At 69.3% G+C, this 11,280-nt stretch carries 11 protein-coding genes; 2 read left to right on the forward strand and 9 right to left on the reverse strand.

Features of this window, described 5'->3' with window-relative positions; translation table 11 throughout:
• The 8 genes from FCI23_RS51355 to FCI23_RS51395 all read right to left on the reverse strand — a co-directional run.
• Positions 1 to 743, reverse strand: a 743-nt coding sequence (locus FCI23_RS51355; RefSeq protein WP_169317398.1) for an IS3 family transposase, incomplete at its 3' end; no start/stop codon positions are given.
• 233 nt (positions 744 to 976) lie between these two features.
• Positions 977 to 1,747, reverse strand: coding sequence for a DeoR/GlpR family DNA-binding transcription regulator (locus tag FCI23_RS51365; protein ID WP_136730831.1), 771 nt, complete (start codon positions 1,745 to 1,747; stop codon positions 977 to 979).
• Positions 1,744 to 2,766, reverse strand: coding sequence for a 4-hydroxythreonine-4-phosphate dehydrogenase PdxA (pdxA, locus tag FCI23_RS51370; protein ID WP_136730832.1), 1,023 nt, complete (start codon positions 2,764 to 2,766; stop codon positions 1,744 to 1,746). Before pdxA ends, FCI23_RS51365 begins: the two co-directional genes overlap by 4 nt.
• Positions 2,767 to 2,831: 65 nt before the next feature.
• Positions 2,832 to 4,127, reverse strand: a complete 1,296-nt coding sequence (locus FCI23_RS51375) for a four-carbon acid sugar kinase family protein (RefSeq protein WP_136730833.1) — start codon at positions 4,125 to 4,127, stop codon at positions 2,832 to 2,834.
• 259 nt (positions 4,128 to 4,386) lie between these two features.
• Positions 4,387 to 5,136, reverse strand: coding sequence for an MBL fold metallo-hydrolase (locus FCI23_RS51380; protein WP_169317399.1), 750 nt, complete (start codon positions 5,134 to 5,136; stop codon positions 4,387 to 4,389).
• Between the two features lie 31 nt (positions 5,137 to 5,167).
• Positions 5,168 to 6,493 (reverse strand): MFS transporter, encoded by a 1,326-nt coding sequence (locus FCI23_RS51385; RefSeq protein ID WP_136730835.1) that lies wholly within the window; start codon positions 6,491 to 6,493, stop codon positions 5,168 to 5,170.
• Positions 6,494 to 6,537: 44 nt separating this feature from the next.
• Positions 6,538 to 7,341 (reverse strand): DeoR/GlpR family DNA-binding transcription regulator, encoded by an 804-nt coding sequence (locus tag FCI23_RS51390; RefSeq protein ID WP_136730836.1) that lies wholly within the window; start codon positions 7,339 to 7,341, stop codon positions 6,538 to 6,540.
• 54 nt (positions 7,342 to 7,395) lie between these two features.
• Positions 7,396 to 8,388 carry a 3-hydroxyacyl-CoA dehydrogenase family protein gene (locus tag FCI23_RS51395; protein WP_211265847.1) on the reverse strand — a complete coding sequence of 331 codons (993 nt, stop codon included), beginning with the start codon at positions 8,386 to 8,388 and terminating at the stop codon, positions 7,396 to 7,398.
• A gap of 181 nt (positions 8,389 to 8,569) precedes the next feature.
• Here FCI23_RS51395 and otnK point away from each other — a divergent pair, with 181 nt between their 5' ends.
• Positions 8,570 to 9,922, forward strand: a complete 1,353-nt coding sequence (gene otnK, locus FCI23_RS51400; protein WP_407646155.1) for a 3-oxo-tetronate kinase — start codon at positions 8,570 to 8,572, stop codon at positions 9,920 to 9,922.
• On the forward strand, positions 9,922 to 10,563 hold the full coding sequence (locus FCI23_RS51405; protein ID WP_136730838.1) for a class II aldolase/adducin family protein: 642 nt from the start codon (positions 9,922 to 9,924) through the stop codon (positions 10,561 to 10,563). Before otnK ends, FCI23_RS51405 begins: the two co-directional genes overlap by 1 nt.
• Positions 10,564 to 10,714: 151 nt before the next feature.
• Here FCI23_RS51405 and FCI23_RS51410 read toward each other — a convergent pair whose 3' ends face one another.
• The gene (locus tag FCI23_RS51410; RefSeq protein WP_169317400.1) at positions 10,715 to 11,137 is read right to left on the reverse strand and encodes a transposase; all 423 of its coding nucleotides are present in this window, start codon (positions 11,135 to 11,137) and stop codon (positions 10,715 to 10,717) included.
• Positions 11,138 to 11,280 lie beyond the last annotated feature (143 nt).

An 11,280-nucleotide genomic window follows, 5' to 3' on the forward strand; every position in this document is an offset into this window, starting at 1 on the left:
CACTCGGCTCGTGCGGTGCGTATGAACCTCTCGGCGTGGGCGTTCATCCGCGGAGCCTGTGGTGCGGTCTTGAGGATCTCGATGTCGTCGGCGGTGAAGACGGCGTCGAACGCCTGGGTGTAGCGGCTGTCGCGGTCGCGCAGCAGGTAGCGGAAGCCGGAGGCTCGCTGACCGAGGTCGGACAGTAGGTTTCGGGCGAGCTGGGTGGCCCAGGCCGCGGTCGGGTGGGTGGTGACGCCGAGGATGCGCACGGTGCGGGTGCCGACCTCTATGACCGCGAACACGTACAGCCGCTTCAAGACCACGGTGTCGACGTGGAAGAAGTCCGCTGCCAGCAGGCCGGAGGCCTGGGCGCGCAGGAACGCGCGCCACGTCGGTCCTCCGCCGGGGCTGCGCCGGGGTGCGGGACCGAGGCCGGCGCTGCGCAGGATGCGGCGGATGGTCGAGGCGCCGACCCGGTGACCGAGACGGCGCAGCTCGCCCTGGATGCGGGTGGATCCCCACGTCGGGTTCTCGCGGGCCAGGTGCAGAATGAGGGCGGTGAGCTCCTCGGAGATCGGCGGGCGGAGCACGGCGCGGTCGGGCCACGCAAGGCGTGGCCGGACGCCGAGCTGGCGGCGTAGCACCGCGTTCTCATGGCGCAGCGCGAGCAGCTCGACGTCCTTGGCGCCCGGCGAGCGGGAGAGCAGCAAGAGCAGTCCGAGGAGCCGCAAGAAGATCAGGTAGAGCACGCGCAACGCCATAAGATCCGACCCTGCCATGATCAACGGGTGCTGCAAAATACCTGATCAGAGGCAGTGCGTGACTTTCGGCACCCTACACGTCTTCACCAGCGAGAACATCGAGATCCGTGTATGGCGCGGCCGGTTCGCAGAACAGGGCCTCGCCGGCCGTGCAGACCACAGGCGCTGCGGGCGCCCCGCCCGGTTCACGCCCGTGCACGGCCGCGCCCTCGGCACGCAGGCCGAAGGGCGCGTCAGGAGATCGCGTCGGCCACCTCGACCGTGCACAGGGGATCGTCGCGGAAACCCGCGAGTTGGGCATCCGTGGCCTTCGCGTCCGTGATAAGCGTCCAGGCCCGGTCGAAGCCGGCCCACCAGTGGGACTCCGCACGCCCCAGTTTGCCCGCGTCCGCCAGCACATAGACGTCCCGGGCGCGGTTGATCATCAGTTGCTTCAACGAGACCTGCTCCGGGCGCGCCTCGCAGATCCCGCGCCCGGCGACCACACCGTCCGCGCCGAGGAAGACCGCGTCCGCGGTGAGCCGGGACACCGCCCCCTCGGCCAGCGGCCCCACCATCCCGAGGCTGACCTGGTGCACGGTGCCGCCCAGCACGATCAGCTCGATGCCCGGAACCCCGGCTAGGACATCGATGGACGTGAGACCCGGTGTCGCCACGGTCAATCCGCCGCGGGCGGCGAGCCGGACGGCCAGGGCCCCCACGGTGGTCCCGGCGTCCAGCAACACCAGGCGGCAGTCGGCCACATGGGCCTCGGCTGCGACGGCGATCGCCGCCTTCTCCTTGCGGAAGAGCTGCTCCCGCTCCCGCAGGGGCTGCTCTTCGGGGCCACCCGGGAACAGCGCGCCGCCGTAGGTGCGGACGATCTCACCGGACTGCGACAGCCGGGTCAGGTCACGCCGGACGGTGGACTCGGAGACCCCGTATCGCTCGGCCAGTTCCGCCACCGACAACGGTCCGACCTGGAGCAGGTCCCGGATCTCCGCGCGCCGCTGCGAACCGCTCACTCCTGGTCACTCCCGGGGGCGGGTGCGGCGCGGTGCGGCGCGAGGTCCACCGCCTGTCGCAGGGCCTCGACCATGCTGGCCTCGTCGGCCCGGCCGGTGCCCGCGATGTCAAAGGCGGTGCCGTGGTCCACGCTGGTGCGGATCACGGGCAGGCCGACGGTGATGTTCACGCCGGTGTCCAGACCGAGGACCTTGACCGGGCCGTGGCCCTGGTCGTGGTACATCGCGACGACCAGGTCGAAGTCGCCGCGCACGGCACGGAAGAAGACGGTGTCCGCGGGCAGCGGGCCCTGCGCGTCGATGCCGTCGGCCCGCACCGCCGTGATGGCGGGCACCACCTTGGACTCCTCCTCGCCGTGGCCGAACAAGCCGTGCTCCCCGGCGTGCGGGTTGATGCCGCACACCGCGATCCGCGGCTCGGCGACTCCGGCCGCGACGAGCGTCGCGTGACCGCGGCGGATAGTCCGGTCCACCAGACCCGGCTCTATCGCCGCCACTGCGTCGACCAGTCCGATGTGCGTGGTGACGTGAATGACGCGCAGCTTGGGCGCCGACAGCAGCATGGAGACTTCAGGGGTCCCGGTGAGCTTGGCCAACAGCTCGGTGTGGCCGGGGTACTTGTGGCCCGCCGCATGCAGCGCCTCCTTGTTCAGGGGCGCGGTGCAGATCGCGTCGACCTGGTGCTCGGCCGCCAGCCTGGTGGCGGCCTCGATGTACTGGTAGGCGCCTTCGCCCGCGATGGCCGAGAGCCGGCCGAAGGGCAGGTCCTCGGGGATGTTGGCGAGGTCGAGGCAGTCGACGGTACCGGGCTCCCAGACGGCCTCCCGGACCGAGGCCACCGGATGGACCGCCAGCTTGACCTGGGTGATGCCGACGGCGCGGCGCAGTCGTGCCGCGTCCCCGACCACGAGCGGCAGGAACGGCAGATCGGCGGCGGCGCCCGCCAGCGCCTTGACGATCACCTCGGGTCCTACGCCGGTGGCGTCGCCCATGGTGATCGCTATTACGGGCTTTGACATGATGTCACCCTTCAGGATGTCGTGCGGTGAGGAGAAGGCGGTACGGGGTAATGGCTCGGGATCCCCTACCGCTGGGGTGGTGCGGCCGCCAGCGTGCCGGGGCCGGTGGCTCGCCACTGCTCGCGGGGAGCACTGCCGGCGGTGGGGGTATAGGGCAGGCTTCCGTGTCCCAGTTCGCGCGCGGCGCGCAGCAGCGTCCCCCGGTCGCCGAACGCCCCGGCCTTGGTGATGACAGTCAGCCCGCCGGTGGTGTGCGCGCGCGCCACGCCGGGTTCGATCTCGCCCTCCACCGTGAGACTGCATACGCCCATCGCCAGCAGCACGGCCCGCGCGGTCTCGCCGCCGGTGGCGATGAGGGTTCCGGCGTCGTCGGCGCCGATCCGTGCCACGTTTGCGAGGGCCCTGGCGAACTCCTGGGCGCGGGAGGGTTCGACGGCCAGCGACGGGTCGAGGAAGACGACGGCGTCACGCCCGGCCGACAGCGCGGACACCAGCTGGCGCGCGGCGCGTTCCGTACCGCCGTTGGCGGTCGTCACGGCCACCGGGACGGCGGGCAGTTCGGTCGCCAGGGTGCGGCACTGGGCGTAGGCCTGCTCGCTGCGGCTGCCGACCACGATCAGCACGGGGCCGTACGGCCGCTGCGCCGCCGCGGGTGCGGTGCGCGCGCCCCCGTCGACAAGCGCGAGGTGGTGGGCCAGGCCGGCCGATCCGGCCAGGAGCACCGGCAGCCCGTCGCAGGCGGACACGGCGCGGGCGAGGTCGTCGTCGACCACGGCGTCGACAACCACGGCGTCCGCCCCGGCAGCGTCCGCGAGGACGCCGGCCGCGTCGCCCGCGCGCAGTTCGCGGAGCCCCAGCAGCCGTACGGTCAGTCCGGCCGCCCGCAGCTGCTCGACGAGCGGTACCCGGCCGGGGTGACGCAGCTCGACGCGTTCGCCCGCTACGAGGACCCGGCCGTCCACCACGGTACGGCCCGTGGCGGGGAAGGCGGGCGCGACCACGGCCAGGTGGTTCCGGCCGTGCAGCGCGTCGAGAGCCGTCAGACAGCCGTGGATCTCCGGGCCGATGTTGCCGCGCAACGTCGAGTCGATCTTCTTGTAGACCAGGGTGCCCACATCGGAGCGCCGGACCGCCGCCGTGACCCGCGCGGCCGCTGCGGCCGGGTCCGCGTAGCGGCTGTCGGTGTCGACGGAGACCACGGTGGCGCGGGGCAGCGGCGCCTCCGCGTCCAGGAGCACGACGGCGTCGGCACGGTCGGCGAGGGCGACCGCGCTGTCCGCGGCCCCGGACAGGTCGTCCGCGATGATCAGCACGGCGGGTTCGGAAGCCGCCGCTGCGCGTTGCTCGATGGGGACGGACATCTGCGGACCTGCCTTTCAGGGCTGCTGCGGTTCGCGTCGCTGAACGGACCGTGCCGCGTGTGCCATCGGAACCGGACGTTCCGTGTGCCTCCGACGCCGACACTAAGCTTCATGCGTGCATCGCGCAAGGTGCTCGAAATACGCAAATATCTGCTGGGTACGTGTCGAGCGCGGATGCCCACCGTGCGCGTTTCGCGCAGAAGCAGCACAAGGCCCCAGACCGATCCGCGGTCCGAGGCCTTGTGACGGGGCTGACCCGCTACATGAACGTCTGCGAATCGGGGTCGTCGTGCGTGTCGAGGTAGACCGACAGCTCTGCGTTCAGCGGCTCCGTCGCGGTCACTTCGCCGTTCACCCAGGCCAGCGGCACGTCATGACCCGGAACCATGACGATGGACGGATCCTGTTCCATCAGCGCCCGAAGCCGCTCGACGCTGGCGCGGCTCGCCTCGAAGTCCAGTGACGAGTGCACGTCCCCGGTCGCCAGCTCGTACCGGTTCTTCACGGAGTCCCCGGCGAAGAGCACGTCGCCCCCGGCAACGGTCGCGCGGAAGCACATGTGCCCGGGGGTGTGCCCGGGAACGGCGATGGCAGTGATCCCCGGGACGACTTCGCCTCCGTCGTCGACGGTGCGCACGCGATCGCCCAGTTCGAGCAGCCGCCGCACGTGCAGGTCCGCGACCAGAGGGGTCTCGGGCGGCTGCTGTGCCGACCACTCCAGTTCCACCCGGCCCACCGTGAAGATGGCGTTGGGAAACATGGTGAAATTTCCGATGTGGTCCCAGTGGAGATGGGTGGTGAGGACATCCGTGACGTCGGACGTGCTGATCCCGCGCTGCTCCAGCTCCCGGAGCACCATCTCCTGGTACGCGGGGGGACCCGCGTCGACCACGACGGTCCGCGTCCCGTCCCGCAGGACGGAGACGCTGCACCATCCGAGGCCGCCGTGCGTCCGCGTCGTGCCCGGGAAACCGCGGACGAGGACATCAAGGGTGTAAACGTCGTTCACTTTCTCTCCTGTGCTGTGCACGAGGGCACGTTCAGTCGGCCTGTGCCGGCTGCAGCGCGTGCCTCGACATCGTCCAGGTGACCCCCGCGCCGGCCAGGAGCAGAGCTCCCGCGACCAGGAACGGGACGGTGTAGCTGCCGGTCCAGTCGACCAGGTATCCGGTGACGATGGGGGCCAGCAGGCCGAAGATGTTGCCGCCGACACCGGTCAGCGAGAACGCGCGGCCGCTCGAGGCCTTGTCCACAATCAGGTCGCTCGTCAGCGCCCAGTTCAGTGTGATCGCCGCGGTGTCCATGATGAGCACCCACGAGACCAGGGCGATGACCAGCGGGATGCTGGTGATCCAGGGCAGCGCCAGCAGGGGCAGCGCCAGCAGCAGCACGACGGCGACCGCCTTGCGCCGGCCTCCCCGCAGCACGTCCGACCTCTTGAGGACACGGTCGCTGATCCGCGCCGCGATCACACTGCCGACGGCAGCGATCCCGTAGGTCAGACCGGTGACCCAGCCGGAGCTGAGGATCTTGAGGTGGCGCTCGGTGACCAGGTAGAGCGGGAGGAAGCTGAGGAAGAGGTAGCTGGTGTAGACAGCGCATCCCTGCGTGATCATCAGGCCCCAGATGGTCTTGGTCCGCAGCAGTCCGGCGATGCTCATCGCAGTGGCTGACGACTTCTGCGCGGAGCCCGCACGCTCGGCGAGGATCATCGAGCGTTCGCGCGGTTTGAGCCACTTGGTCTTCTCCGGAGAGTGATAGACCAGGAACCAGATGGCGCCCACCAGGATGCCGACACCGCCCTCGACGAGGAAGGATCCGCGCCAGCCGACCGCCACCACCAGGTACGCGGCGACCACCGCGCCGATCGCGGGACCCACCACGGTGCCTGCGTTGAGCGTCCCGGTGAAGATTCCGCGTTCCCTCTCAGGCGCCCACTCACGGACGGCGATGTTTCCCGCAGGGAACGTGCTGGACTCCCCACCGCCGAGCAGCAGACGCGCGACGACCAGGGTGCCCACCCCCACGGCGACCCCGGTGAACAGCGCGCCGATGGACCACACCACGACGGACAGCGCCAGCACCAGGCGGACACCCTTCCGGTCGGCGAGGATGCCCAGCGGGATCAGGAGCACCACGTAGGCCCAGCTGAAGACCGACGTGGTCAGGCCGAACTCGCCGGTCGACAGGCCGAACGCCTTGATGACTTCGTCCCCGGCGACGGAGAAGTTCACTCGGTCCATGTAGCCGAGGCAGGCGACCAGACCCAGGACGAAGGCGATGACGTAGCGCCGCCTTCCCGCGGTGGCCGAGGCCGACGTGGGGCTTGTTTCCAGGCCGGTCCCACGAGGACTTATGAGAGACATCTTTGTCGGGCTCCTTCGGGCGATTCAATGGACTTCCATGCGGCTCATTCGCCGGCATGGGCCGCACTCGCCAGGTCAAGCGAGATGCCAGAGGCACGCATACGGTCGGTTGCGGCTTGCGGGAGACCGCGATCGGTGATGATCCGGTCGAATCGCCGCAACGCTGCGACGTCGTACATGCCGAATGTTCCGAACTTCGAGCTGGTGACGGTGAGTACGGCCTCCGAAGCCGCCTCGAGCGCCGCCAGTTTGACATCGACCTTGGCCTCGGACGGGGTGGTCACGCCCCGCGTGATGTCCCAAGAGCTGGCACTGATGAAGGCGATATCCGTGTTGATCTTGCGCAGCGTCTCCGCGGCCAGCCTGCCGACCGCGGAGCGGTTCGCGTGTTCGAGCCGACCGCCGGTGTGGATCGTCTCGACGTGTTCGGCGCCCATGAGCTGTTCGACGATGACGAAGTCATTGGTGATGACGGTCATGCCGGTACGCGCGCGGATCGCGGGCACGAGGGCGCCCGTGGTCGTCCCCGCGTCCAGATAGACGATCATGTCGTCGTGCAGAAGGGTCTCGGCGATGCGCGCGATGGCCGCCTTCTCTTCCCGCTCGGTAAGTGACTTGGCGGCGAAGTCCGGTTCGGAGCGCACCACGCCCGCCAGCCTCACCCCTCCGGGAACCGAGCTGACCCGGCCGTCCCGCTCCAGCGCAGCGATGTCCCGGCGCACGGTCATGTGCGACACGCCGAGCACCTCCGTGAGCTGAACGACGCTCAGGACGACATCGCGCTGCAGGAGCATGATCAGCTTCTCACGCCGCTGCTCCGGAATGAGGTTGGTCTCCAGGTCGGCCATCGGTGTTCCCGTTCTCGGCAGTCTGTGATGTGTGCTGGCGGGCACCCGGAACTCTCAGAGGCCCGGGGCCGGGCCGAGCTTCTTTCGGAGTGAGCTCAGGGCCGCGTACGCCTTGTCGCGGTAGGCGACCAGGGCGGCCGCGTCCTCCGCCGGGATGTCGAGGAAGCCGCGCCCGCTCTTCAGGCCGAGATTCCCGGCCTCGACGGTCTTGGTGAGCAGCTCCGGAGCCGCCAGGCGCTCGCCGTACTCGGCGGCGAGGCTTTCGTAGGATGCCGCATACACATCGAGTCCGGCCATGTCACCGATCGCGAACGGACCGAACAGCGCCAGTCGGAACCCGAAGGCGTTGCTGACGACGGCGTCGATTTGCTCGGGAGTCGCCAGGCCCTCCTCGACGACGCGCACGGCCTCCTTGTAGAGGGCGAACTGGAGCCGGTTGGCCACGAAGCCAGGGCTGTCCGACACCCGGGCGGGCGTCTTGCCCGCCGCGACCATCAGCGCCTCGGCCGTGTCGACGACCGACGCGGCGGTGCTTGGGCCGGGGATGAGCTCGACCCCGGGAACGAACGGGGCGGGATTCATCCAGTGCACCCCGAGGAAGCGTTCGGGATGCTCGACCGCCTCCGAGAGCTCCTCGATCGGGATCGCAGAGGTGTTGGTCCCGATGATCGTCGACGGGGCGGTCGCGCCCGAGATGCGCGCGAGAGCGGCCTTCTTGACCTCGCGGCTCTCGAAGACGGCCTCCGTGACGTAGTCCACATCGCTCACCGCGGCCTCGACACTCCGCGCGGCGCTGAGCCGCGCGGTGATCGTCTCCACGGCACCCGGTTCGAACAGGCCACGGTCCACGAAACGACCGGCCTCCTCGATCAGGCGCCGGCGCGCGGCCTCGGCGCGCTCTGCGTCGACGTCACCGAGCACGACGTCGAGGCCGGCCAGCGCGAGGACCTGGGCTATTCCGCCGCCCATGTAGCCGGAGCCCACGACGGCCGCGCGCTTGACCGCGGTCGGCTGCGCGCCGCTTGCCTCCACCGATGACTGGTTCACGAAAAGGACCTCCTGTGGTGCCCGCATGCGGCTCGCAGGCATTGGACATGGCCGGTACACGATGCAGCCGCCGCATTACACATGGGGACGGATCAGGCATGTGTTAAAGCCGCGAGCCGACTCTACACGAGAATTTTCACACACATGGACAGCCTGATAACATTTATTCACAGACGAGATCATGAATGTCACGGATCTCGCCAACCCGAGGAGGAGCCACGTGGTGCAGTGGGGCTGCATAGCCGATGACGTGACCGGCGCGACGGACCTGGCGACGAACCTGGTCGGACAGGGGCTGCGCACGGTCGTCCTGTTCGGCCCCGTGGACCCGGCAGGGGCATCTGCGGTCGACGCCGTCGACGGCGTCGACGCCGTGGTGATCGCTCTGAAGTCGCGTACCGCCCCGGTCGAGCAGGCCGTCGAACAGAGCCTCGCCGCCGCACGGCTGCTGGAGCGCGCCGGCAGCGAACGCTTCTACGTGAAGTACTGCTCCACGTTCGACTCGACCCCTCACGGCAACATCGGGCCCGTCATCGACGCACTCATGAACCACCTCGGCGAGACGGTGACGATCGTGGTGCCCGGCTTCCCCGATGCCGGGCGCACCGTGTACCTCGGACACCTCTTCGTCGGCAAGGAGCTCCTCGACGAGAGCCCGATGCGGCACCACCCGCTGACTCCCATGCTCGATTCGAGCGTGCCACGACTTCTCACGCCCCAGACGTCCGCCAGGGTGGAGCAGATCACACTGCCCACGGTGCGCTCCGGGCCGCAGGCGATCGCGGATGCCCTCGCGTCGCTGCGCTCCGCCGACGGCCGCACGTCGGTCGTGATCGACACGGTCACTACGGACGACCTCGGGCTGATCATGGCCGGCAGCCGGACGCTGCGCCTCGTCACCGGCGGTTCCGGACTCGCCCAGGGACTCCCGGCGCGGGAGAATCCACGAGCGCGTGACATCACCGTGAGGCCCGGACCGCGTGCCGTACTGTGCGGCAGTGCCTCACAACGCACCCGCGACCAGGTAGCGCACGGCCGGGAGCACCTGCCCTGGCACAAGCTCGATCTGAACCTCCTGCGAACCGGGTTCGAACGGGCTGTCGCCGACATAGTCGACTGGGCGACAGGGCTGTGGGCGGCGGAAGCGTCCGCCACACCCCTGGTGTACTCCGTCGACTCCCTCGCCGACGTCGCGCACGACGCGACGGATCAAGGAGCGGAGTCGTCCGCCGCGTTGGTGGAACGGGCCATGGGGGCCATTGCGCGCGGCTTCGTGGACGCCGGGGTGACCCAGCTAATCGTCGCGGGCGGTGAAAGTTCCGGCAAGGTCCTGGCCGACCTGGGCGTGACCCATCTGCGGGTCGGACCGGCGATCTCCCCGGGAGTCACCTGGGGGGCCGCCGTGACCAGGGACGACGTACTCCTCAACGTTGCACTGAAATCGGGGAACTTCGGGCCGGTCGACATGTTCACCACGGCATGGAGCAAGCTCGACGGAATCACCCGGGAAGAAAGGACGGACAGCGAAAAGTGATGTCACAGGAGATACGAGAGGAACTTGTCGCCGCGGGGGCCAAAGTGGCCGCCACCGGCATGAGCCCGGGCTCATCCGGAAACATCAGCATGCGTGACGGGGATCATATCGTCATTTCGCCCACCGGCGCGGACCTCGCCGCGCTCCACGTCGACGAGCTGTCCGTAGTCGACTTCAGCGGCACTCTCCTGTACGGGCCGCGGCCGTCGAAGGAGTTCCCGTTCCACCGCGCCTTCTACCGACGGGACTTCGACACCACCGCCATCGTGCACGTGCACTCGCTCAAGGCCACCGCCGTCTCGTGCACCACACCGTGGTCCGCCAACAGCGCGATCCCTCCGGTGACACCGTACTTTGTGATGCGCGTGGGCCAGACCCCGCTCATTCCCTACGCGGACCCTGGGGACCCGTCACAGGCCGACGTGATCGAAGCCCTCGAATTCCCTTTCCGTGCTGCACTGTTGCAGAACCACGGCTCCATCACGGCAGGCACCACGATCCACGGTGCAGTCGAGACGGCCATCGAGCTCGAACAGACCTGCGCGGTGCTTCTCAGCCTGGGCGAGAAGCACTTTCAACCCCTTGATACGGCCGCGGTGTTGAGGCTCGCCGAGCGATACTCCTCGCCCTGGACCCGCTGACCGGGCCCCGCCGGCCGTATCGTCCTTGTGACCATGCGTGCCCGTGAGTGGGGCCCGCAATCCCTCTGAACGGAAAACCCCAGATCAGCCGGGCAGGCGGCAGCGTCCGGACGGCGTGAGCCGGGCGGACGGGCTTGGAAGAGTTGTGGTGCTAGGTTGCGGTTTCCACGGGGGCGAGGGTGACCTGGTGGCCGAGGGCCTGAAGTTGGCGGACGAGGGCTTGGGTCTTGCGGGCGGGGTTGACCAGGCGTTGGTGGTGGTCGGCCCCGAGGTCTTCGAAGCGGGCTGCGGGGTCGTTGATGATGTGCCAGACGATCACCAGCAGCGACCGGGCCACCGCGACGATGGCCTTCTTGTGGCCTCGATGTTTGACGAGTCTGCGGTAGCTAGCTCCGAGGAAGGTGTCGGTTCGGGCCGCGGCCATGGCCGCCTCCCCGATCATCCCCTTGAGCCACGGGTTGCCGTGCCCGGTGGGCCCTGAGGTGTTCTTGCCGCCGGACTGAATGGTGCGAGGTGCGAGCTTGGCCCACGACACCAGGTGGCCCGCCGTGTCGGCTGCGGGGGGCAAGGGCATCCCGGTGGCCTGCGACCATCGCATTGACGCAGCCGTGGCAGCGGTCGCCGACCAGATCGCCGCCGAGCACGGCAGACTGCATCTCCTGGTGAACAACACCTGGGGCGGCTACGAGCGGCTCAACGCCGGGGCCTGGCAGGAAT

Source organism: Actinacidiphila oryziradicis, assembly GCF_005047355.1.
Lineage (GTDB): Bacteria > Actinomycetota > Actinomycetes > Streptomycetales > Streptomycetaceae > Actinacidiphila > Actinacidiphila oryziradicis.

Bases quoted from the DNA above. Each gene is read 5' to 3' on its own strand.
- FCI23_RS51375 (WP_136730833.1), bottom strand. From the start codon at position 4,127: ATGTCCGTCCCCATCGAGCAACGCGCAGCGGCGGCTTCCGAACCCGCC.
- FCI23_RS51405 (WP_136730838.1), top strand. From the start codon at position 9,922: ATGTCACAGGAGATACGAGAGGAACTTGTCGCCGCGGGGGCCAAAGTG.
- FCI23_RS51385 (WP_136730835.1), bottom strand. From the start codon at position 6,493: ATGTCTCTCATAAGTCCTCGTGGGACCGGCCTGGAAACAAGCCCCACG.
- FCI23_RS51410 (WP_169317400.1), bottom strand. From the start codon at position 11,137: ATGCCCTTGCCCCCCGCAGCCGACACGGCGGGCCACCTGGTGTCGTGG.
- FCI23_RS51390 (WP_136730836.1), bottom strand. From the start codon at position 7,341: ATGGCCGACCTGGAGACCAACCTCATTCCGGAGCAGCGGCGTGAGAAG.
- pdxA (WP_136730832.1), bottom strand. From the start codon at position 2,766: ATGTCAAAGCCCGTAATAGCGATCACCATGGGCGACGCCACCGGCGTA.
- otnK (WP_407646155.1), top strand. From the start codon at position 8,570: ATGAATGTCACGGATCTCGCCAACCCGAGGAGGAGCCACGTGGTGCAG.